This is a genomic window from Nonomuraea sp. NPDC001831, assembly GCF_042892035.1.
GTDB lineage: Bacteria > Actinomycetota > Actinomycetes > Streptosporangiales > Streptosporangiaceae > Nonomuraea.
The window spans coordinates 332,528-354,016 of the sequence record NZ_JBIATU010000007.1; the positions used below are offsets into that span (position 1 = coordinate 332,528).

The 21,489-nt window shown below is 68.0% G+C and carries 21 protein-coding genes; 18 read left to right on the forward strand and 3 right to left on the reverse strand.

The annotated features are described in order from the left end of the window. Positions 1–53: 53 nt before the first annotated feature. Genes ACFYYW_RS24745 through ACFYYW_RS24805 form a run of 13 tightly spaced genes read left to right on the forward strand, consistent with a single transcriptional unit; the run spans position 54 to position 15,248 of the window. Positions 54–659, forward strand: coding sequence for an NADH-quinone oxidoreductase subunit C (locus tag ACFYYW_RS24745; protein WP_352322542.1), 606 nt, complete (start codon positions 54–56; stop codon positions 657–659). Further along, positions 656–1,981 (forward strand): NADH-quinone oxidoreductase subunit D, encoded by a 1,326-nt coding sequence (locus ACFYYW_RS24750; protein WP_352322511.1) that lies wholly within the window; start codon positions 656–658, stop codon positions 1,979–1,981. The genes ACFYYW_RS24745 and ACFYYW_RS24750 overlap by 4 nt, the downstream gene beginning before the upstream one ends. Next, a complete protein-coding gene (nuoE, locus tag ACFYYW_RS24755) occupies positions 1,978–2,634 on the forward strand; it encodes an NADH-quinone oxidoreductase subunit NuoE (RefSeq protein WP_352322510.1) in 657 nt (218 codons plus the stop codon). The genes ACFYYW_RS24750 and nuoE overlap by 4 nt, the downstream gene beginning before the upstream one ends. Further along, positions 2,631–3,923, forward strand: a complete 1,293-nt coding sequence (nuoF, locus tag ACFYYW_RS24760) for an NADH-quinone oxidoreductase subunit NuoF (protein ID WP_352322509.1) — start codon at positions 2,631–2,633, stop codon at positions 3,921–3,923. The genes nuoE and nuoF overlap by 4 nt, the downstream gene beginning before the upstream one ends. Next, entirely contained in the window at positions 3,920–6,307 is a 2,388-nt protein-coding gene (locus ACFYYW_RS24765) for an NADH-quinone oxidoreductase subunit G (RefSeq protein ID WP_387651821.1), read from the forward strand. The genes nuoF and ACFYYW_RS24765 overlap by 4 nt, the downstream gene beginning before the upstream one ends. Then, entirely contained in the window at positions 6,304–7,608 is a 1,305-nt protein-coding gene (nuoH, locus tag ACFYYW_RS24770; RefSeq protein WP_352322507.1) for an NADH-quinone oxidoreductase subunit NuoH, read from the forward strand. Before ACFYYW_RS24765 ends, nuoH begins: the two co-directional genes overlap by 4 nt. Next, a complete protein-coding gene (nuoI, locus tag ACFYYW_RS24775) occupies positions 7,595–8,110 on the forward strand; it encodes an NADH-quinone oxidoreductase subunit NuoI (protein WP_352322506.1) in 516 nt (171 codons plus the stop codon). Before nuoH ends, nuoI begins: the two co-directional genes overlap by 14 nt. Further along, on the forward strand, positions 8,103–8,885 hold the full coding sequence (locus ACFYYW_RS24780; protein ID WP_352322505.1) for an NADH-quinone oxidoreductase subunit J: 783 nt from the start codon (positions 8,103–8,105) through the stop codon (positions 8,883–8,885). Before nuoI ends, ACFYYW_RS24780 begins: the two co-directional genes overlap by 8 nt. After that, a complete protein-coding gene (gene nuoK / locus ACFYYW_RS24785) occupies positions 8,882–9,178 on the forward strand; it encodes an NADH-quinone oxidoreductase subunit NuoK (RefSeq protein ID WP_352322504.1) in 297 nt (98 codons plus the stop codon). The genes ACFYYW_RS24780 and nuoK overlap by 4 nt, the downstream gene beginning before the upstream one ends. Positions 9,179–9,188: 10 nt before the next feature. Continuing rightward, positions 9,189–11,102: an NADH-quinone oxidoreductase subunit L gene (nuoL, locus tag ACFYYW_RS24790; protein WP_387651826.1), complete on the forward strand. Its 1,914-nt coding sequence runs from the start codon at positions 9,189–9,191 to the stop codon at positions 11,100–11,102. After that, entirely contained in the window at positions 11,102–12,661 is a 1,560-nt protein-coding gene (locus ACFYYW_RS24795; protein WP_352322502.1) for an NADH-quinone oxidoreductase subunit M, read from the forward strand. Before nuoL ends, ACFYYW_RS24795 begins: the two co-directional genes overlap by 1 nt. Then, complete coding sequence (gene nuoN, locus ACFYYW_RS24800) at positions 12,658–14,247, forward strand: NADH-quinone oxidoreductase subunit NuoN (protein ID WP_387651829.1); 1,590 nt, start codon at positions 12,658–12,660, stop codon at positions 14,245–14,247. Before ACFYYW_RS24795 ends, nuoN begins: the two co-directional genes overlap by 4 nt. Positions 14,248–14,258: 11 nt before the next feature. Then, entirely contained in the window at positions 14,259–15,248 is a 990-nt protein-coding gene (locus ACFYYW_RS24805) for a polyprenyl synthetase family protein (RefSeq protein ID WP_352322500.1), read from the forward strand. Here ACFYYW_RS24805 and rarD read toward each other — a convergent pair. Further along, positions 15,210–16,139 carry an EamA family transporter RarD gene (rarD, locus tag ACFYYW_RS24810; RefSeq protein ID WP_387651832.1) on the reverse strand — a complete coding sequence of 310 codons (930 nt, stop codon included), beginning with the start codon at positions 16,137–16,139 and terminating at the stop codon, positions 15,210–15,212. The genes ACFYYW_RS24805 and rarD overlap by 39 nt on opposite strands. A 170-nt stretch (positions 16,140–16,309) precedes the next feature. On the opposite strand from rarD, the gene msrA reads away from it, so the two are divergent. The 3 genes from msrA to ACFYYW_RS24825 are packed head-to-tail and all read left to right on the forward strand — an operon-like array spanning position 16,310 to position 17,858. Continuing rightward, complete coding sequence (gene msrA / locus ACFYYW_RS24815; protein WP_387651835.1) at positions 16,310–16,972, forward strand: peptide-methionine (S)-S-oxide reductase MsrA; 663 nt, start codon at positions 16,310–16,312, stop codon at positions 16,970–16,972. A gap of 55 nt (positions 16,973–17,027) precedes the next feature. Further along, complete coding sequence (locus tag ACFYYW_RS24820; protein WP_237103413.1) at positions 17,028–17,336, forward strand: type II toxin-antitoxin system prevent-host-death family antitoxin; 309 nt, start codon at positions 17,028–17,030, stop codon at positions 17,334–17,336. A 3-nt stretch (positions 17,337–17,339) separates the two neighbouring features. Continuing rightward, on the forward strand, positions 17,340–17,858 hold the full coding sequence (locus ACFYYW_RS24825) for a type II toxin-antitoxin system RelE/ParE family toxin (protein ID WP_387651838.1): 519 nt from the start codon (positions 17,340–17,342) through the stop codon (positions 17,856–17,858). Between the two features lie 472 nt (positions 17,859–18,330). Here the strand turns inward: ACFYYW_RS24825 and ACFYYW_RS24830 are convergent, their stop codons facing one another. After that, positions 18,331–18,609, reverse strand: a complete 279-nt coding sequence (locus ACFYYW_RS24830) for a hypothetical protein (protein ID WP_387651841.1) — start codon at positions 18,607–18,609, stop codon at positions 18,331–18,333. 35 nt (positions 18,610–18,644) lie between these two features. On the opposite strand from ACFYYW_RS24830, the gene ACFYYW_RS24835 reads away from it, so the two are divergent. Next, positions 18,645–19,106 (forward strand): hypothetical protein, encoded by a 462-nt coding sequence (locus ACFYYW_RS24835; RefSeq protein WP_387651843.1) that lies wholly within the window; start codon positions 18,645–18,647, stop codon positions 19,104–19,106. Positions 19,107–19,689: 583 nt separating this feature from the next. Here the strand turns inward: ACFYYW_RS24835 and ACFYYW_RS24840 are convergent. After that, positions 19,690–20,286, reverse strand: coding sequence for a hypothetical protein (locus ACFYYW_RS24840; protein WP_387651845.1), 597 nt, complete (start codon positions 20,284–20,286; stop codon positions 19,690–19,692). A 598-nt stretch (positions 20,287–20,884) separates the two neighbouring features. Between ACFYYW_RS24840 and ACFYYW_RS24845 the strand changes: the two genes are divergently transcribed. Then, positions 20,885–21,397, forward strand: coding sequence for a hypothetical protein (locus ACFYYW_RS24845; RefSeq protein WP_387651848.1), 513 nt, complete (start codon positions 20,885–20,887; stop codon positions 21,395–21,397). The last annotated feature ends 92 nt before the right edge of the window (positions 21,398–21,489 follow it).

A 21,489-nucleotide genomic window follows, 5' to 3' on the forward strand; every position in this document is an offset into this window, starting at 1 on the left:
CCGAGGCCGCCTCGGTCCCGGCCGTCCCCGAGGCGCCCGTCGCCCGGCACGGCATGTTCGGCGCGCACGACTCCGGCGACACCTCCGGCTACGGCGGTCTCGTCGTCCGCCGGGCGCCGCAGATCTCCACGCCCCGCCCGTACGGCGGCTACTTCGACGAGCTGGTCGACGCCCTCGCCCTCGACGACGCCATCGAGCGCGTCGTGGTCGACCGCGGCGAGCTGACCCTGCACGTCCGCCGCGAGCGCCTGGTGGAGGTCTGCCAGAAGCTGCGCGACGACCCGGCCCTGCGTTTCGAGCTGTCGCTCGGCGTCTCCGGGGTGCACTACCCGCACCTGAAGGGCGAGGAGCTGCACGCCGTCTACCACCTGTGCTCGATCACCCACAACAGGCGCGTGCGCCTGGAGGTCAGCGCACCGGACGCCGACCCGCACATTCCATCCACCGTGGGCGTTTACCCTGGTCATGACTGGCATGAGCGGGAGACGTACGACTTCTTCGGAATCGTCTTCGACGGCCATCCGTCACTCACCCGGATCATGATGCCGGATGACTGGGACGGTCACCCGCAGCGCAAGGACTACCCGCTCGGCGGCATCCCGGTCGAGTACCGGGGCGCCACCATCCCCTCGCCGGACCAGAGGAGGTCTTACTCATGAGCACCGCTTATGACGAGGCGACAGAGGGCAAGGTCTACTCGGTCACCGGCGGAGACTGGGACGAGGTCGTCGGCGGAGCGCGCGACACCGAGGAAGAGCGCCTGGTCGTCAACATGGGCCCGCAGCACCCGTCCACGCACGGCGTGCTCCGCCTGGTCCTGACGCTCGACGGTGAGACGGTCACCGAGGCGCGCAGCGTCATCGGCTACCTGCACACCGGCATCGAGAAGAACATGGAGTACCGGACGTGGACCCAGGGGACCACGTTCGTGACCCGCATGGACTACCTCTCGCCGATCTTCAACGAGACCGCGTACTGCCTGGGCGTGGAGAAGCTGCTCGGCATCACCGACCGCGTGCCCGAGCGGGCGCAGGCCATCCGCGTGATGATGATGGAGCTCAACCGCATCGCCTCGCACCTGGTCGCGATGGGCACGTTCGGCATGGAGCTGGGCGCGACCACGCCGTTCCTGTTCGGCTACCGCGACCGTGAAATGATCATGGACCTGTTCGAGTACATCACGGGTCTGCGCATGAACCACGCCTACGTCAGGCCGGGCGGCGTCAGCGTCGACCTGCCCGCGGGCGCGGTCGACAAGGTGGGCGAGTTCCTCAAGGAGATGCCCAAGCGGATCAAGGACATCCGCAAGCTCCTCGACGAGAACCCCGTCTACGTGCGCCGCACCAAGGACGTGGGCTACCTCGACCTGACCGGCTGCATGGCGCTCGGCATCACCGGCCCGATCCTGCGCGCCGCCGGGCTGCCCTGGGACCTGCGCAAGTCGCAGCCCTACTCCGGCTACGAGACGTACGAGTTCGAGGTCGCCACCGAGCGCGGCTGCGACGTCTACTCGCGTTACCTCGTGCGCATGCGGGAGATGGAGGAGTCGCTCAAGATCATCGAGCAGGCTCTCGACCGCATCGCCGGCCCGCTCAAGGGCGACCCGGTGATGATCGAGGACAAGAAGATCGGCTGGCCCGCGCAGCTCGCGCTCGGCCCCGACGGCTTCGGCAACTCGCCCGACCACATCGCGCACATCATGGGCAGCTCGATGGAGGCCCTGATCCACCACTTCAAGCTGGTGACCGAGGGCTTCCGGGTCCCGGCCGGCCAGGCGTACGCGAGCATCGAGTCGCCCAAGGGCGAGCTCGGGGCGCACGTCGTCAGCGACGGCGGCACCCGCCCGTACCGCGTGCACTTCCGCGAGCCTTCCTTCTGCAACCTGCAGGGCTTCCCCGCCATGGCGGAGGGCGGCCAGGTCGCCGACGTGATCGCCGCGGTGGCTTCTATCGACCCCGTCATGGGAGGTGTGGACCGGTGACTTATTCACCGGAAGTCCGCGAGCGTCTCGAACAGGACGCCAAGGAGATCATCGGCCGCTACCCCAAGACGCGGTCCGCCCTGCTGCCGCTGCTCCACCTCGTGCAGTCGGCCGACGGCTACGTCTCCGACGACGGCAAGGAGTTCTGCGCCGAGATGCTGGGCCTGAGCAAGGCCGAGGTCACCGGCGTGGCCACCTTCTACACGATGTACAAGCGCAAGCCGGCCGGCGACTACCACGTCGGCGTCTGCATCAACGCGCTGTGCGCCGTCATGGGCGGCGACCAGATCTGGGACGAGCTGTCCGAGCACGTCGGCGTCGGCCACGAGGAGACCACCGGCGACGGCAAGATCTCGCTGGAGCGCCTGGAGTGCAACGCGGCCTGCGACTTCGCCCCGGTCATGATGGTCAACTGGGAGTTCTTCGACAACCAGACCCCCGCCTCGGCCAAGCAGCTCGTCGACGACCTGCGTGACGGCAAGGACGTGCGGCCGACCCGCGGACCGAAGAAGCTCTGCACCTTCAAGGAGGCTTCGCGCGTGCTCGCGGGCCTGCCCGACGACCTGGCGGGCGACGGCCCGTCGGCCGCCGGCCCCTCGCTGGAGGGCCTGAAGGTGGCCAAGGCCAACGGATGGAAGGCCCCCGAGGCATGAGCACCACACTGACCCCGGTCCTGACCGCCAACTGGGACCAGGCCGACTCCTTCACCCTCGACGGCTACGGCGGTGACTACAAGGCGGCCAAGAAGGCGCTGGGCATGGACCCCGACGCCGTCATCCAGGCGGTCAAGGACTCCGGCCTGCGCGGCCGCGGCGGCGCGGGCTTCCCCACCGGCATGAAGTGGGGATTCATCCCGCAGGGCGACGGCAAGCCCCACTACCTCGTCGTCAACGCCGACGAGTCGGAGCCGGGCACCTGCAAGGACATCCCGCTGATGATGGCCAACCCGCACTCGCTGGTCGAGGGCGTCATCATCACCGCGTTCGCGATCAGGGCCAACTACGCCTTCATCTACGTGCGCGGCGAGGTGCTGCACGTCATCCGCCGGCTGCACGCGGCCGTGCGCGAGGCGTACGAGAAGGGCTTCCTGGGCGAGGACATCTTCGGCTCCGGGTACAACCTGGAACTCGTCGTGCACAGCGGCGCCGGCGCGTACATCTGCGGCGAGGAGACGGCGCTGCTCGACTCGCTGGAGGGCTTCAGAGGTCAACCGCGACTCAAGCCCCCGTTCCCGGCCGTGGCGGGCCTGTACGCCTCGCCGACTGTCGTGAACAACGTCGAGTCGATCGCCAGTGTTCCCTCGATCATCAGCAACGGCGCCGACTGGTTCGCCTCGATGGGCACCGAGAAGTCCAAGGGCTTCGGCATCTTCTCCCTCAGCGGCCACGTCACCAGGCCCGGCCAGTACGAGGCCCCGCTCGGCATCACGCTGCGCGAGCTGCTCGACATGGCCGGCGGCATCCGCGAGGGGCACCAGATCAAGTTCTGGACCCCGGGCGGCTCGTCCACACCGATCTTCACCGACGAGCACCTCGACGTGCCGCTCGACTTCGAGGCCGTCGGCGCCAAGGGCTCGATGCTCGGCACCCGCGCGCTGCAGATCTTCGACGAGACCACCTGCGTGGTCCGCACGGTGCTGCGCTGGACCGAGTTCTACGCCCACGAGTCCTGCGGCAAGTGCACGCCGTGCCGCGAGGGCACGTACTGGCTCAAGCAGGTGCTCAAGCGCCTGGAGAAGGGCCAGGGCACCGAGGAGGACCTGTCCACGATCACCGACATCGCGGACAACATCCTCGGCCGCTCGTTCTGCGCCCTCGGCGACGGCGCGACCAGCCCGATCCACTCCTCGGTGAAGTACTTCCGCGAGGAGTACCTCAAGCACTTCGAGATCGGCGGCTGCCCGTTCGACCCGAAGAAGTCCACTCTCTGGGGTGAGCAGTGACCGTCGTAGAAACAGAAACCACCCTGGTGACCCTCACCATCGACGGGTTCCAGGTCAGTGTCCCCAAGGGCACCCTGATCATCAGGGCCGCCGAGCTGCTGGGCATCCAGATCCCCCGGTTCTGCGACCACCCGCTGCTCGACCCGGCGGCCAACTGCCGCCAGTGTCTCGTCGACATCCCCGACGCGGGCAACGGCCGCGGCTTCCCCAAGCCGCAGCCGTCCTGCGCGATCGAGGTCGCCGAGGGCATGGTCGTGCAGACCCAGCTCACCTCGCCGGTCGCCGAGAAGGCGCAGCGCGGGGCCATGGAGCTGCTGCTGATGAACCACCCGCTCGACTGCCCGGTCTGCGACAAGGGCGGCGAGTGCCCCCTGCAGAACCAGGCCATGTCGAACGGCCAGGGCGAGTCGCGGTTCCAGGAGCAGAAGCGCACGTTCCCCAAGCCGCTGCCGCTGTCCACGCAGGTGCTGCTCGACCGTGAGCGCTGCGTCCAGTGCGCCCGCTGCATCCGCTTCTCCGACCAGATCGCCGGCGACCCGCTCATCGAGTTCTTCGAGCGCGGTGCCAAGGAGCAGGTCCGGGTCGCCGACGGCAAGCCGTTCAACTCCTACTTCTCCGGCAACACGGTGCAGATCTGCCCGGTCGGCGCGCTCACCGGCGCGGCCTACCGGTTCCGGGCGCGCCCGTTCGACCTGGTCTCCACGCCCAGCGCGTGCGAGCACTGCGCGTCGGGCTGCTCCCTGCGCACCGACCACCGGCGCGGCCGGGTGACCCGCCGCCTGGCGGGCAACGACCCGCAGGTGAACGAGGAGTGGAACTGCGACAAGGGCCGCTGGGCCTTCTCCTACGCCACCCAGCCCGACCGGCTCAAGACGCCTCTGGTGCGCAACGAGGAAGGCGTGCTCGTGCCCGCCTCGTGGCCGGAGGCGCTGGCGGTCGCCGCCGAGGGTCTGGCCGCCGCCCGCGGCCGGGCCGGCGTGCTGGTCGGCGGCCGGGTCACGGTCGAGGACGCCTACGCCTACAGCAAGTTCGCCCGGGTCGCGCTGGGCAGCAACGACATCGACTTCCGCGCCCGCCCGCACTCCGCCGAGGAGACGCAGTTCCTGGCGCACGCGGTCGCCGGCAAGGGCATCGAGATCAGCTACACCGACCTGGAGAAGGCTCCGGCCGTGCTGCTCGTCGGGTTCGAGCCCGAGGAGGAGTCGCCGATCGTCTTCCTGCGCCTGCGCAAGGCGTGGCAGAAGAAGGGCCTGAAGGTCACCGCGATCGCGCCGTTCGCCTCCGCCGGGCTGGCCAAGATGGGCGGCACGCTCATCGCCACCGCCCCGGGCGCCGAGGCCGACGCGATCGGCGACCTGGTCGGCACGCTGGCCGAGGGCACGATCGTGCTGGCCGGCGAGCGGCTGGCCACCGTGCCGGGCGCGCTGTCGGCCCTGGTCCGCCTCGGCGCCGGCTCCGGCGTCCGGCTGGGCTGGGTGCCGCGCAGGGCCGGTGAGCGCGGCGCGCTCGAAGCCGGCGCGCTGCCCAACCTGCTGCCGATCGGCCGTCCCGTGGCCGACGAGACCGCCAGGGCCGAGGTCGCCAGGGTCTGGAACGTGGGCTCGCTGCCCGCCGTGCCCGGCCGCGACACCGACGGCATCCTCGCCGCCGCCCGCGCCGGCGAGATCGACGCGCTGGTCGTGGCCGGCGTCGACCCGCACGACCTGGCCGACCCCGCCGCCGCGCTGGAGGCGCTGGAGAACACGCCGTTCATCGTCAGCCTGGAGATCCGCGCCAGCGCCGTCACCGACCGCGCCGACGTGGTGCTGCCGGTCGCGGCGGTTCAGGAGAAGAGCGGCACGTTCGTCAACTGGGAGGGCAGGGGCCGCTCGTTCGAGGCGCCGCTGCGCGTGCCCGGCATCCAGAGCGACCTGGCCGTCATCGGCAACCTCGCCGACCGCATGGACGTGCACCTCGGCCTGCCGGACGCCAAGGCCGTCCGGCGCGAGCTGGCCAGCCTCGGCGCCTGGCGCGGGGTCCGCGTCGCCGCGCCGAGCACCGCCACCCGCGCCCAGGCCGCCCCGGCGGCCGGCGAGGCGCTGCTGGCGACCTGGCACCTGCTGCTCGACGAGGGCAGGCTCCAGGACGGCGAGCCGTACCTGGCCGGCACCGCCCGCGCCACCGAGGCGCTGGTGTCGGCGGCCACGGCGGCCGAGATCGGCGTCATCGACGGCGACAAGCTCGTCGTCGGCGGCCCCGGCCCCAACGCGGTCACGCTGCCGGTCCGCGTCGCCGACCTGCCCGACCGGGTGGTCTGGGTGCCGGCGAACTCCGGCGGCTGCTCGGTCACGCGCGACCTGCGCGCGCTGGCCGGCGACATCGTCACGATCGGGAGCGCATCATGACCCACGTTCTCGCGGCCGATCCCACCCTTGCCGACTTCGGCAAGGACCCGCTGTGGATCACCATCATCAAGGCCGTGATGCTGTTCGCCTTCCTGATGCTGGGCATCCTGTTCGGCGTCTGGTACGAGCGCAAGCTGATCTCGCGGATGCAGCACCGCTACGGCCCCAACCGGGCCGGCAAGTTCGGTCTGCTGCAGTCGGTCGCCGACGGCATCAAGATGGGTCTGAAGGAGGACATCTTCCCGCGGACCGTGGACAAGGTGCTCTACCTGCTGGCCCCCGTGATCATGGTCGTGCCGGCGTTCCTGGCCTTCTCGATCGTGCCGTTCGCGCCGATGGTCAACCTGTTCGGCGTCCAGACGCCGCTGCAGCTCGTCGACCTGCCGGTGGCGGTGCTGTTCATGCTGGCCATGGGCGCCATCTCGGTCTACGGCGTGGTGCTGGCCGGCTGGTCGTCGCGCTCGCCGTACGCGCTGCTGGGCGGTCTGCGGTCGGCGGCGCAGGTGGTCTCGTACGAGATCGCGATGGGCCTGTCGTTCGTGGCGATCTTCCTGTTCGCCGGGACGCTGTCCACCTCCGAGATCGTCAAGGCGCAGGGCGAGCAGGGCTGGTTCGTCTTCCTGCTGATCCCGTCGTTCGTGATCTACGTGATCTGCATGTTCGGCGAGGCCGCCCGAATCCCGTTCGACCTCCCCGAGGGCGAGGGTGAGCTGGTCGGCGGTTTCCAGACCGAGTACTCCTCGTCCCTGAAGTTCGCCCTCATCATGATGGGCGAGTACCTGCACACCTTCACCGCCTCGGGCATCGCGGTCACCCTGTTCCTGGGCGGCTGGCGGGCCCCGTGGCCGATCTCCCTGTGGGACGGCGCCAACACGGGCTGGTGGCCGGTGTTGTGGTTCTTCATCAAGTTCGTGCTGACCTTCAGCTTCATCGTGTGGGTGCGTGCCTCGCTGCCGCGCGTGCGCTACGACCAGCTCATGTCCCTGGGCTGGAAGGTGCTGATCCCGGTGAACCTGGCCTGGATCCTGCTCGTCGCCGCGGCTCGCAACGTGGTCGTCAACGAGGGCAACAAGACGGTCGGCATCGTGATCGGCGCGGTCATCGTGGTCGGCGCGCTGGCCATCTGGATGCGGTTCGACACCGTCAACCAGCGGCGCAAGGAGGCGCGCAAGGCCGAGGTGGAGGCCGAGTTCGAGCAACTGTCCGACGAGCCGACGGCCGGCGGCTTCCCTGTGCCGCCGCTCGATCTGCCGCACTACCACGGGGTGCAGCACAAGGAGATTCCCAGTGGGACTAACTGATTGGCTGAACCCCGTCAAGGGCTTCGGGGTCACCTTCCACACGATGTTCAAGAAGCCCGTCACGACCAACTACCCGGAGGTCAAGAAGCCGACGGCTCCTCGCTTCCACGGTCGTCACCAGCTCAACCGCTGGCCGGACGGGCTGGAGAAGTGCGTCGGTTGTGAGCTGTGCGCGTGGGCGTGTCCGGCGGACGCGATCTACGTCGAGGGCGCGGACAACACCGACGAGGAGCGCTACTCGCCGGGTGAGCGTTACGGGCGCACGTACCAGATCAACTATCTGCGGTGCATCCTGTGCGGCCTGTGCATCGAGGCCTGCCCGACCCGCGCGCTCACCATGACCAACGAGTACGAGCTCGCCGACAGCAGCCGCGAGAGCCTCATCTACACCAAGGAGATGCTCCTCGCGGACCTGACGCCGGGCATGGAGCAGCCGCCCCACCCGATGCGGCTCGGCGAGACCGAAGAGGACTACTACCGGCTGGGACGAACCAATGGGTGAGACCATCACATTCTGGGTTCTCGCCGTCGTATCGGTCGGCGCGGCGCTCGGCATGGTCTTCAACAGGAAGGCCGTCTACTCGGCGCTGATGCTCGGCACCGTGATGCTCTGCCTCGCGGTGCTCTACGCCGTCCAGGACGCGCCCTTCCTCGCCGCGGTGCAGATCATCGTCTACACCGGCGCCATCATGATGCTGTTCCTGTTCGTGCTCATGCTGGTGGGCGTGGACTCCTCCGACTCCTTCGTGGAGACGCTGCGGGGTCAGCGCTTCTGGGGCGCCCTCGCGGCCCTCGGCTTCGCCGTCCTGATCATCCTGGCGGTGGGCAACGCGATCTTCTCCGGTGAGGCGGGCCTGGCGCAGGCCACGGCGCAGGGCGGCTACGTCCGCTCGATCGCGCTGCTGCTGTTCACCAAGTACGTCTTCGCGTTCGAGGTCACCTCGGCCCTGCTGATCACCGCCGCCCTGGGCGCGATGGTCCTGGCGCACCGGGAGAAGTTCACCGAGAAGGCCACGCAGAAGGACCTCTCGCGCGCCCGGTTCCTCGGCGAGCGTCCCTCGCCGCTGCCCGGCCCCGGCACCTACGCCAGGAACAACGCCATCGATATGCCGGCGCTGCTGCCCGACGGCTCGGTCGCGGAGTCGTCGGTCAACCGCTACATCGCCCGCTACGACGTCGAGCACGGCCACCTCCCCGAGGACCCGAAGCTCGCCGAGGCCATCAGGCACACGGCCGAGGATGACGCCGAGGAGACGACCAACGAGGTGACCAAGTGACGACCCACTACCTGATCCTGTCGGGTGTGCTGTTCGCGATCGGCGCGCTCGGCGTGCTGATCAGGCGCAACGCGATCGTGGTGTTCATGTGCGTCGAGCTCATGCTCAACGCCTGCAACCTCGCGTTCGTCACCTTCGCCAGGCAGAACGGCAACCTGGAGGGCCAGATCATCGCGTTCTTCGTGATGGTGGTGGCCGCGGCCGAGGTCGTCGTCGGCCTGGCCATCATCGTGACGATCTTCCGAACCCGCAGGTCCGCGTCCGTCGACGACGCCAACCTGCTGAAGTACTAAGAGGTGACTGGTGGAATCTCCTGCTGAGATCGTCCAGCACACCGCCGGTGGCGCGATCGGGGTCTCCTGGTTGATGATCGCTCTCCCCTTGCTGGGTGCGTTCATCCTCCTGGTGTTCAACCGGTTCACCAACCGGTGGGGCCACCTGCTGGGCGTGGCCATGTCCCTCGCCTCGTTCGTCGTGGCTGTGCTGGCCTTCTTCGAAATCCTCGGACTCGGGGACGATCAGCGTCGCCAGGCCGTGCATCTGTACGAGTTCATTCCCGGCATGGTCGACATGGGGCTGCTCATCGACCCGCTGTCGATCAGCTTTGCCCTTCTGATCACGGGTGTCGGATCGCTGATCCACATCTACTCGATCGGCTACATGTCGCACGACGAGCACCGGCGCAGGTTCTTCGCGTACCTGAACCTGTTCGTCGCCGCGATGCTCCTGTTGGTGCTGTCCGACAACTACGTCGGGTTGTTCATCGGCTGGGAGGGCGTGGGTCTCGCGTCCTACCTGCTGATCGGGTTCTGGCAGTTCAAGCCCTCGGCGGCGGTCGCGGCGAAGAAGGCGTTCGTCGTCAACCGCGTCGGTGACTTCGGCCTGCTGGTCGGCATGTTCATCATCTGGACGTCGTTCGGCACCCTGGCCTTCAAGGACCTCGGCGCGAAGATCGGCTCCGGCGCCGCCTCCGACGGCACCATGCTCGCCATCGGCCTGCTGCTGCTCCTCGGCGCGTGCGGCAAGTCGGCGCAGCTCCCGCTGCAGTCCTGGCTCCTCGACGCCATGGAGGGCCCGACCCCGGTCTCGGCCCTGATCCACGCGGCGACCATGGTCACCGCCGGCGTCTACCTGGTCGTCCGCTCGGGCGCGTTCTTCTTCCCCGAGGGCTCCGGCGCGGCGCTGGCCGTCTCCATCGTCGGCGCGGCCACGCTGCTCGCCGGTGCGATCATCGGTTGTGCGAAGGACGACATCAAGAAGGGCCTGGCCGGTTCGACGATGTCGCAGATCGGCTACATGATGCTCGGCGCGGGCCTCGGCCCCGCGGGCTACGCCTTCGCGATCGGCCACCTGATCACCCACGGCTTCTTCAAGGCCGACATGTTCCTCGGCGCCGGATCGGTCATGCACGGCATGAACGACGAGGTGAACATGAGGAAGTACGGCGGCCTGCGTAAGTTCATGCCGATCACGTTCGTCACGTTCTTCATCGGCTACCTGGCGATCATCGGGTTCCCGCTGCTGTCCGGCTACTTCACCAAGGACGGCATCATCGAGACCGCGGTCCACCACCAGCCGATCCTGGGCTGGCTGGCCGTGCTCGGCGCGGGCATCACCGGCTTCTACATGTCGCGGATGGTCTTCATGACCTTCTTCGGCCAGAAGCGCTGGGCCGACGACGCCCACCCGCACGAGTCGCCGCTCGTCATGACGGTGCCGCTGATGATCCTTTCGCTGGGCGCGCTCGGTCTGGGTGCGTACCTGGTGCTGGGCGGCAGGCTGTACGACTTCCTGCGGCCCGCCGTGGGCGGCGAGGCGGAGGCCCCGAGCTTCCAGTTCGCCAGCACGCCCGGTCTGGCCACCCTCGCGCTCGTCGCCGTCGGTGTGGTCTTCGCCTGGATGAGGTACGGCCGGGCAGAGGTGCCCTCGGTGCAGCCGCGCGGCTCCTTCCTCACCACGTTCGCCCGCCGTGACCTGTACGGCGACGCCCTCAACGAGTCCCTGTTCATGCGTCCCGGCCAGTGGCTGACCCGCATCGCGGTGTTCTTCGACAACCGCGGCGTCGACGGGCTGGTCAACGGTCTGGCGGCAGGCATCGGCGGGAGCTCGGGTCGCCTGCGCAGGCTCCAGACGGGCTTCGCGCGAACGTACGCGCTGTCCATCCTGATCGGTGCCGCCCTGCTGACCGGCGCCCTGCTCCTCGTTGGGAACATCTGATGTCACCCTGGCTCCCGATACTCATGGCGGTGCCCGTTGTGGGCGCCATCGTGGTGGCCCTGCTTCCCAAGGGCGGCGACAAGCTGGCCAAGCAGGTCACGCTGGCGGTCTCGCTGCTGACGATGGTGCTGACGGGCGTCATGGCCGCCGGGTTCAAGCCCGGTGGCGAGCGCTTCCAGTTCAAGGCGGAGTACGACTGGATCCCGAGCTTCGGCGTGAAGTTCGGGGTCGGCGTCGACGGCGTCGCCCTGGTGCTGATCGCCCTGTCGGTCGTGCTGGTGCCGATCGTCGTCCTGGCCTCCTGGCACGACGCCGACGGCGTCAGGACCGCGGACGGCACGCTGATCACGCCCAAGCGGTCGGTCAAGACGTACTTCTCGCTGCTGCTCGTCCTTGAGACGATGATGATCGGCGTCTTCGCGGCGACCGACGTCTTCCTCTTCTACGTGTTCTTCGAAGCCATGCTGATCCCGATGTACTTCATGATCGGGTCGTACGGCGGCGCCCAGCGGTCGTACGCGGCCGTCAAGTTCCTGCTGTACTCGCTCTTCGGCGGCCTGCTCATGCTGGTCGCGGTCATCGGCCTGTACGTGCTGGCGAACAAGGGCACGTTCATGTTCGAGCCGCTCGTCGGGGCCATCAAGGACCCGACGACGCAGAAGTGGCTGTTCGGCGGCTTCTTCATCGCCTTCGCCATCAAGGCGCCGCTCTGGCCGGTGCACACCTGGCTGCCCGACGCGGCCGCCCAGGCCCCGGCCGGCGCCGCCGTGCTGCTCGTGGGCGTGCTCGACAAGGTCGGCACGTTCGGCATGCTCCGCTTCTGCCTGGAGCTGTTCCCCGACGCGGCCAAGGCGTTCACGATGCCGATCGTCGTCCTGGCGGTCATCAGCATCATCTACGGCGCGATCGTGGCCATCGGCCAGACCGACATGAAGCGGCTCATCGCCTACACGTCGATCTCGCACTTCGGCTTCATCGTGCTCGGTGTCTTCGCCATGTCGTCGGTCGCCCAGTCCGGCGCGGCCCTCTACATGGTCAACCACGGCTTCGCCACGGGCGCGCTGTTCCTCGCCGCCGGGTTCCTCATCGCCCGGCGCGGCTCGCCGTTCATCGCCGACTACGGCGGCGTCCAGAAGGTCGCCCCGGTGCTCGCCGGCTTCTTCCTGGTCGCCGGTCTGGCCGGTCTCTCGCTGCCCGGACTGTCGTCCTTCGTCAGCGAGTTCATGGTGATGATCGGCACGTACTCCAGCGAGGCGCACGGCTCCGGCGCGCTGACGGTGGCCGCGATCATCTCCGCGGTGGCCGTGATCCTGGCCGCCGTCTACATCCTGTGGATGGTCCAGCGCACGCTGAACGGCCCGACCGCCGAGCCGGTCAAGGCGTTCAAGGACCTCAACGCCCGGGAGATCTGGGTGCTGGCGCCGCTGGTCGCGCTGATCATCGGGTTCGGCTTCTTCCCCAAGCCGCTGCTCGACGTGATCAACCCGTCCGTGCAGCAGACGCTGACCAACGTGCACGTACCCACTGCCACCATCGCTGAGAAGGGGACAGGTCAGTGAACGACGTCATCCCAGCGCCGACGATCGAGTACGGCACGCTGGCGCCGTTGCTGATCATCTTCGGCGCTGCCTGCATCGGCGTGCTCGTCGAGGCGTTCGCGCCCCGCTACCTGCGCAAGTCCATCCACGTCCCGCTCACGCTGCTCAGCCTGATCGGCGCGTTCGCGCTGGTCATCCTGCAGGTCGTGCGCGGCGTGCCCACCCAGGCCGCCGCCATGGGCGCGGTCGCGGTGGACGGTCCCGCGCTGTTCATCTGGGGCGTGATCATCGTCCTGTCGTTCGTGTCGGTGCTGCTGATCAACGACGAGGGCCACTTCGTGGCCTCGGCGGCGGCCGTGCCGGGCAGCGCGGACGAGGAGGAGGCCGAGGCGGCCGACAACGGCGCCGGGCAGACCGAGGTCTACCCGCTGGTGCTGTTCGCGGTCGGCGGCATGCTGCTCTTCCCGGCCTCGCACGACCTGCTGACGATGTTCGTGGCCCTCGAGGTCATGTCGCTGCCGCTGTACCTGCTGTGCGGCCTGGCCCGCCGGCGCCGCCTGCTGTCGCAGGAGGCGTCGATGAAGTACTTCCTGCTCGGCGCGTTCTCCTCGGCGTTCTTCCTGTACGGCACCGCCATGATCTACGGCTACGCGGGCACCGTCTCGCTGCCCGGGATCAACGCCGCCCTGGCCAAGGGCGCGCTGCTCGACCCGCTGCTCATGGCCGGGCTCGCGCTGCTCGGCGTCGGCCTGCTGTTCAAGATCGGCGCCGCGCCCTTCCAGGCGTGGAAGCCCGACGTCTACCAGGGCGCCCCGACCCCCATCACCGCGCTCATGGCCTCCGGCACGCTCGTCGCGGCCGTCGGCGCGCTGCTGCGGGTGTTCTGGGTCGGTCTGGGCAACCTCGACTGGAACTGGCGGCCGGTCATCTGGGCCGTCGCGGCCCTGACGATGATCGTCGGCTCGATCCTGGCGATCACGCAGACCGACATCAAGCGCATGCTGGCCTACTCCTCCATCGCGCACGCGGGCTTCCTGCTCGTCGGCGTGATGGCGACGTTCGGCTCGGCCGGGCAGAACGCCCAGTCGCTCAAGTCGATCCTGTTCTACCTGGCGGTCTACGGCATCACCACGGTCGGCGCGTTCGCGGTGGTCACGCTGGTGCGCGACCCCGGTGGCGAGGCGGGACACCTGTCGCGCTGGGCCGGGCTCGGCAAGCGTTCGCCGGTGCTCGCCGGGGTGTTCGCCTTCTTCCTGCTCGCCTTCGCCGGAATCCCGCTGACCAGCGGCTTCTTCGGCAAGTACGCCGTGTTCGCGGCCGCGCTGAACAGCGGCACGCAGCCCGGCGACTCGATGGGCGGCTGGATGGCCGGCCTGGTCGTGGTGGGCGTGGTGGCCTCGGCCATCGCCGCGTTCTTCTACGTCCGGGTCATCGTGCTGATGTTCTTCAGCGAGCCCGCGGCCGACGGCCCGGCGATCTCGGTGCCCAGTATGGGGACCGTGGCCGTCATCGCCGTTTCCCTGCTGGTTACCGTAGGAGTGGGGCTCTACCCGGAGACCCTCCTCGGTGTCGCCAACGACGCCGCTTCGGCTCTGTTCATTAGATAAGGGGATCTCGTATGTCTGCGCCACCCGTGGTTGACCTTCCCATTGAGGACGAACGGTTGGCGCAGGACGTGGCCACCGGATTGGCCGCGGTCGAGAAGCTCCTGCGCTCGTCGGTGGAGAGCGAGGACGCCTTCGTCACGGAGGCGTCCAAGCACCTCATCGAGGCGGGCGGCAAGCGGTTCCGCACGCTGATGGTGCTGCTCGCGGCCCAGTTCGGCGACCCGTCCGCGCCGGGTGTCGTGCCCGGCGCGGTGGTCATCGAACTGACCCACCTGGGCTCGCTCTACCACGACGACGTCATGGACGAGGCCCCGGTGCGCCGGGGTTCGCCCTCGGCCAACGCCCGGTGGGACAACACCGTGGCGATCCTCACCGGCGACTACCTGTTCGCCCAGGCCTCGGACCTCCTGGCCGACCTCGGCCCCGAGCTGATCCGCATCCAGGCCCAGACGTTCTCCCGCCTCGTCCAGGGGCAGATCCGCGAGACGGTCGGCCCGCGCGACGGCGAGGACCCCGTGGGCCACTACCTGAGCGTCCTGGCCGACAAGACGGGCTCCCTCATCGCGGCCTCCGGCCGCTTCGGCGCGCTGCTGTCCGGCGCCCCCGCCGACGTCGAGGAGCGGCTCAGCCGCGCCTGCGAGGCCGTCGGCGTGGCCTGGCAGCTCGGCGACGACCTGCTCGACGTGGCCTCCTCGGGCGCCCAGTCGGGCAAGACCCCCGGCACCGACCTGCGCGAGGGCGTCCGTACCCTGCCGGTCCTCTACGCGCTCACCAGCGGCGAGCAGTCGCGCCTGACCGAGCTGCTGTCCGGCCCGGTGCCGGAGGAGCACGTGGAGGAGGCGCTCACCCTGCTGCGGGCCCACCCGGCCATGGAGCGGGCCCGCGCCGAGCTGACCGCCTGGGTCGACCGGGCCCGCGTCGACCTCTCCGCCCTGCCCGACATCCCGGCCAGGGCGGCCTTCCTAGCTCTCTGCGACTACGTGGTCGAGCGTTCGGGCTGACCGCCTGACCCGGGCGGCCGTCCGTGCCGCCCGGAGGCTGTCGTAGGTGAAGATGGCCAGGGCCAGCCACACGATCGAGAACCCGATCCACCGGCTGGGCGGCATGACCTCGCCGGCGATCGTCACCCCCACCACGAACTGCAGGATCGGCGCGATGTACTGCAGCACCCCGACGGTGCTGAGCGGCACCCGGATCGCCGCGGCGCCGAAGCAGATCAGCGGCACGGCCGTGATGATCCCGGCCCCGATCAGCAGCAGCGCGTGCCCGACGCCTTCCTGTCCGAACGTGGCCTGCCCCGCGAACTCCAGATAGATCAGGTATCCGAGCGCCGGCAGCAGCAGCACCAGCGTCTCGACGGCCAGGCTCTCGGTGGCGGCCACGTTGGCCTGCTTCTTGGCCAGCCCGTACACGCCGAAGCTGACGGCGAGCGTGAGCGCGATCCAGGGCAGCCTGCCGTAGTCCAGGGTCAGCACGACCACCGCCAGCGCCGCGAACCCGACCGCCGTCCACTGCAGCGGACGCAGCCGCTCCCGCAGCACCAGCACCCCGAACAGCACGCTGACCAGCGGGTTGATGAAGTACCCGAGGGCGCTCTCGACCACGTGGCCGGTGTTGACCGCGTAGATGTAGGTGCCCCAGTTGACGGTGATGACGAGGGCGGCGATCGTCAGCAGGACGAGCTTGCGCGGCTGCCGGGCCAGCTCCCTGAACCAGCTCCAGTGCCGGCGCACGGCCAGCACGACGGCGACGGCGACCAGGGACCAGACCATCCGATGAGCCAGGATCTCCACGGCTCCGGACGGTTTGAGCAGCGGCCAGTACAGGGGGAAGAGCCCCCACATGGTGTAGGCGGCGATCCCGAACAGTACACCGCGCCGAAGGTCAGGCATGTAACCCATTTTCGGGCCTTACCAGCTTAAATACAAATGTGTGTCACTATACGGGAATGTTTAGGCATCCTTAACTGTTCGGGCGTTGTGTAGGCGCAATCCCGCTACCCACGCCACACCGCCGCCCGCGGCGCTTGCGTAGGGTAGAGACACCTGATGGAGGTGGCACGATGGGCTGGCTGTTCGGCGGCAACAAGACATCGATGGTCCGTCCCGAGGACGCTCTGCCGGGTCGCTCGGAGGCGATGCCCGTGCCCCCGCGGCACGCGGTTCTCGACGCCCCGCTCGCCCCGCCGTACCCCTCGGGCCTGGAGGTGGCCGACTTCGGGCTGGGCTGCTTCTGGGGGGCCGAGCGCAAGTTCTGGCAGACGCCGGGGGTGGTGACGACCGCCGTGGGCTACCAGGGCGGCTACACGCCCAACCCGACGTACGAGGAGGTCTGCAGCGGCCTTACCGGGCACACCGAGGCCGTCCGGGTGGTGTTCGACCCGGCCCAGGTGTCGTACGAGGAGCTGCTGAAGGTCTTCTGGGAGAACCACGACCCGACCCAGGGCATGCGGCAGGGCAACGACACCGGCACCCAGTACCGGTCGGCGATCTACTACCACTCGCCGGAGCAGGAGAAGGCGGCGGAGACGTCCCGCGCCGCCTACCAGCAGGTCCTCACCCAGGCCGGCTACGGCACCATAACCACCGAAATAGCCCCGGCCAAGCCCTTCTACTACGCCGAGGACTATCACCAGCAATATCTCTTTAAAGTGCCCAACGGGTACTGCGGGATCGGTGGCACGGGCGTCGCCTGCCCGGTGGGCCTGACGTCCGGCGAGGCGTGAGCCGAACGCGGGCCCAAGCATCGCACTTCTGTGCAGATAGATATACAGTTAATGTATGACTGTTCTGCACGACGCTACTGAGCTGAGCGTCACAGAGGCGGCCCAGCGAGGGGTTGCCCGCCTGGTGGCTGATGCGGAGCAGGGGACTGATCTGGTGGTCACCCGTCGGCGTCAGCCAGTGGCGGCGGTGGTGAGTATCCGCCGGCTCAATGAGCTGGAGGAAGCGGCGGCTGATCTGCGTGATCTGGCGCTGGTGCTCGCCCGGTCGGTTACGGACACGGGGGAGCGGGTCTCACTCGATGAGGTGCTTGCCGCCTTCGGGCACACTCGCGAGTCGCTGTCCGCCATCCCGGACGATGAGTGAATCGTGTCCGACGTCGCCTTCACGGCGCCGGCGGTCGACGACCTTCGGCGGATCGGCCCAGACGCGGCACCCAAGGTGCTCAAGAAGATCCTTCTCCTGCTGGACAACCCTGAAGCTGGTTATCCGCTTGGCGGGGAACTGACCGGTTTCCGGAAGCTGGTGGTCGGTCGCAACACCTGGCGTGTCGTCTACCGCATCACCGAGGACAAGTCAGTGGAGATCTGCGAGGTGTGGGCTGTCGGTGAACGTGCCGACGCCGAAGTGTACGAGGAGGCGACAGCGAGGGTCCGGGAGGCTGGTACAGGCCGGCCTGAGATCATCCAGCTCGGCCAGGTGATCGAACGCCTCGGCGCGCTGGCCGACCACATTCGGGTGGAGAAGGCATCTCCCAGGGAACCCGTTCCAGATTGGCTCGCGGACCGCCTGATCTACACGGTTGGTATGGCGCGTGAGGATGTTGCCGCCCTTGACCTTGAAGAGGCGGTCGACACGTGGGCTGAGTACCGGTCCAAGCCTCATTAGGTCGCGCATCCATCGCCTGAAGCAAAGCGCTACCACCAGCAGTACCCGTACAAAGTCCCCAACGGCTACTGCGGCATCGGCGGCACCGGAGTCACCTGTCCTGTGGGCTTCGTATCGTCGGGAGAGTAGATCAGCCCCCCGCCTGTGGCTCAGCGGTGGGCGTGGGCGGGGCGTTGTCTGGAGAGGAGCGCCTACTTACGACCGTGTCCCCCGCCCAGGGCAACCATCCGTTCGCTAGATGGCTCAACGCATGCGCCGCTTTGTCGAGGGCGCAGCGGTCCGGTTGGTGGCGCGGACGATCCGTACGGACGCTCCGCTGCCCTGTCCGGAGTCACTTCTGCATACCTGGCGGCGCTCGCCTCACTCGCGTCGTGGAGGCGCTCCAGCGACGTGAGGGGCTCGATGTGACCGCCGTACTGCTACTGCGCCTGGGGAGGTTAGGTGGGCCGCGGGTCAGTGGTTTGACTGTCCATCAGTCGGCCCCCTGCTTCTGGAGGAGCTTCGGCGCATGGGCGGCCCGCTTGGCGTTGTTCTGCCGGGCTTTCAGTGGTACGACCAGCGCCTGTGTCATGTCCTCGTCGGCGTTCTTCGTGGCGTCGTACATCTGGGTGAGCGGTCGGGCGCCAGGCTCGTCCGCATGGCGTCGCGGACGGTCGGCTGATTCCTGGCGGCATCGATGTGCGTGAGGGCCTTCGGCGGCATTGCCGCCCGCTTCGGGACTGACGGCGGACATCAGATTGTGTTCTGACATAGACTGCGGGAGTGAGCACTAGTCATGCCGACGCAGTGACCTTCTCTGATCTGTCCAGGAATCCGCGAGCGGTTGCGGAACGGGCCGCACGTCTTGGACGGGTACGTGTCACGCACCGAGACGCTCCGGACTTCTATCTCACCGCAGCTGATCGTGAAGAAGAGCGGGAACGGACGCTGGCCACCGCCTCGCGGTTGTTTCTTGCGTTGATCAAGCACGATCCCACCGCGCGCGCCCTGGTCATCGCCATGCCAGAGGTCTTCCCGTGGGTCCGCCACCTGTCGTCCACCGAACTGCGTGCCTTCACGCGGGAACTGATGGAGGCGCTCTCGGATGCGGCTGAACTGGATGTCGACGCCACCAGCCAAGAGGTCATAGCGGGCTGGCGAGCCACTGCGAGGATCAAGGCGGATCCTGGCCACTATGCCGAGGCTCGTAAGGCCACGAGCGGCGACTTCGGGCCGGTGCGGGTTTCGTATGAGCCCGAAGAGGGGTGACCGCGTTACGGTCCCGCCCCCTGATGACGAATGGGATGTCCGGTTCGGTACCGGAGAAGCTGTCCGCGATTGGGAAGAGCTGTGCCGCCATGCGTTGGCCAATACCCGTCGTTGCTACGAGATCTTGCGCCTTGATCCGCGCACGGGTGCCAGTCGTGATCGACAACATCGTCTACGTGGCGATCTCGCGTCCCATCGTCACAACGGCAAGGATCTGGAGCAATGGGAGTTTGAGATCACCAGTGGGGGGCGCGTGCGGTATGTCATCGATGACACCGCTCGTACCGTCTGGGTGATCTACGCATCACCTCGACACCCGAAGGACGCGGAGTAGGCGGTCATCGCTTCGTGAAGCTGGGTGCTACCGGCAGATCAGGGTGAGGGTACGGCGCGCCTTGCACTCCGTCCTCCGGGTGAACGCTTCGGCTGGGGTTGCTGCGTCGGAGCACGTGCAGCTCTGGCCGCCGTAGGTGGATTCGTTCCTCGGCCTCGGTTGGTTGGAAGAGGTGAAGCCTCCAGGGCGTGCCAGGACGCGGGCGGTATCGGCGGCTGCTCGTGAGGGTGGTCGTCGCCCGGTTGATCGCTAGAACTTGCCTGACTGTACCTCTATGCGGTGTCCCAGTTGCTGGCTCAACTCCTTGTGGAAGCTGACGCTGAGAGGTGGCCAGCCCCAGAAGTCGATTGCGAGTGCCCCGAGGTCGAAACCGGAACCGAACTGCCACTCGGTGACCGGGACGGAGGCCCTGCATGAGGGGCAGGTGACACTCCCTTCGCCAGTCTCCTTCCAGGTGTCGATGCCGTCACTGAACGGCCGCCAAGCCGCCTGGTCCGCCTCCCACGCGTTCGGGTAGTCGATGATCACGGTGGTCGCGTCACATCGTGGGCAGGTCGCGGAGTCCGCCTCGCTCATTCCCTGGCCTCCGACGTGGGAATCCCGTCCGACGATGACCGCCACCGGGCCCGGTATCCAGGACGAATCCGAGGAGTCAGCCACTGCCCGTTCCCAGTTGGGGCCGGCTGTGTATCCGTCGTCCACTTGCAGGCTGTACATGCCGTCGCTGGACCTTTCGTGTGTGATCAGTCCCTCGGTGACCATCCAGTCGACCACCCGCTCTGCGAGCGACTCAGCCTCTTGGCCGGTCACCTCGACATCGACGATCCGTTCGAAGTAGTCACCCATGGTCCTTCAACTCCTCCTCGATTCGAGTCAGCTTTCAGCGAGTGCTGGAAGGGGTGCTCGTGTTTTCAGTACGGCCGGATCGGGGGTGCCGCAGGCCATATGAGCAGCGCTTTTCAGTCACTTTCTCGGTCGTGATACCGCAGACGATACAGGAAAGCAACGGGGAAAGATCGTGTGCCTTTCGTCGTCCAATCCATGAGCCATCCTGCGAGGAAGACCGCGTCCGACGTGGGCAGGAAGCATAGAGTCCGGCGCCGACAATCTCGGTCGGCCGGTGCGCCTCACCTGGCCGGCCGGGACAAGCAGAAATGCGGGGGAGTCGAAAGACAAAGGCTCCGTCTTGGAAAGTGCCTCGTTACTGGTGGATCATTTCGCATAGCATCGTGAACATGGATGAGGCCAACACCGTAAGGCTCCCGCACGGGCAGAACCTCAGGTGCGACACGTGCCAGAGTGAGATCTTCGAGTCCCGTCAGTGGAAGCTGCAGACGACCGGAATGAGTTTCATGGGCCTGGACTGGGCCAACCGGGACGCGACCTGCTTCGTCTGTACGACTTGTCGGCGGATTCACTGGTTCCACCTGTAAGGGGGAACTGGGTGCCGGTGCGCGAACATCTGGATGGTGTCCTGATCACGGTGCGCGTCGCTGTGTCCGGGCACAGGGGTTTGGCGGGAGAGACCGCTGCCCTGGTCGATCGGGCGATACGTGAGGCTCTTGCGGAGTATCTTCCCGGCCTCCGTGGGTTGTCCTGCCTGGCGGACGGGGCCGATCAGATCTTCGCTCGCGCGGTGCTCGATCTCGGCGGTGCGCTGGAGGTCGTGATCCCGGCCGAGCGGTATCGGGACGGGCTGCCGGGCGAGTGCCGTGCCGCGTACGACGAGCTGCTGGGCCGGGCACGGCGGGCTCACAGGCTGGAGTTCGTGGAGTCCACCGCGGAGTCGCACATGGCGGCCAGTGAGCGGATGCTGGATGACGCCGATGTGTTGGTCGCCGTCTGGGACGGGCAGCCGGCCCGAGGTCATGGCGGCACGGCTGACGTGGTGGCCGAGGCCCGGCGGCGGGGGATGTCCGTCCGGGTGATCTGGCCCGAAGGGGCTCGGCGAGGTTGAGTGCCTCTGGCCGGGACGGGCCTGAGACGTGCGGGGCGTGGCCCGGGCGGTGAGCGTCGGTGACGGGCGCGAGCCGGCTGTAGATCCGTGTG

Coding starts and splice junctions, on each gene's coding strand:
- rarD (WP_387651832.1), bottom strand. CDS start 16,139: ATGCCTGACCTTCGGCGCGGTGTACTGTTCGGGATCGCCGCCTACACC.
- ACFYYW_RS24830 (WP_387651841.1), bottom strand. CDS start 18,609: ATGTCAGAACACAATCTGATGTCCGCCGTCAGTCCCGAAGCGGGCGGC.
- ACFYYW_RS24840 (WP_387651845.1), bottom strand. CDS start 20,286: ATGGGTGACTACTTCGAACGGATCGTCGATGTCGAGGTGACCGGCCAA.
- ACFYYW_RS24750 (WP_352322511.1), top strand. CDS start 656: ATGAGCACCGCTTATGACGAGGCGACAGAGGGCAAGGTCTACTCGGTC.
- nuoF (WP_352322509.1), top strand. CDS start 2,631: ATGAGCACCACACTGACCCCGGTCCTGACCGCCAACTGGGACCAGGCC.
- nuoH (WP_352322507.1), top strand. CDS start 6,304: ATGACCCACGTTCTCGCGGCCGATCCCACCCTTGCCGACTTCGGCAAG.
- ACFYYW_RS24795 (WP_352322502.1), top strand. CDS start 11,102: ATGTCACCCTGGCTCCCGATACTCATGGCGGTGCCCGTTGTGGGCGCC.
- ACFYYW_RS24805 (WP_352322500.1), top strand. CDS start 14,259: ATGTCTGCGCCACCCGTGGTTGACCTTCCCATTGAGGACGAACGGTTG.
- ACFYYW_RS24820 (WP_237103413.1), top strand. CDS start 17,028: ATGACTGTTCTGCACGACGCTACTGAGCTGAGCGTCACAGAGGCGGCC.
- msrA (WP_387651835.1), top strand. CDS start 16,310: ATGGGCTGGCTGTTCGGCGGCAACAAGACATCGATGGTCCGTCCCGAG.
- ACFYYW_RS24780 (WP_352322505.1), top strand. CDS start 8,103: ATGGGTGAGACCATCACATTCTGGGTTCTCGCCGTCGTATCGGTCGGC.
- ACFYYW_RS24745 (WP_352322542.1), top strand. CDS start 54: ATGTTCGGCGCGCACGACTCCGGCGACACCTCCGGCTACGGCGGTCTC.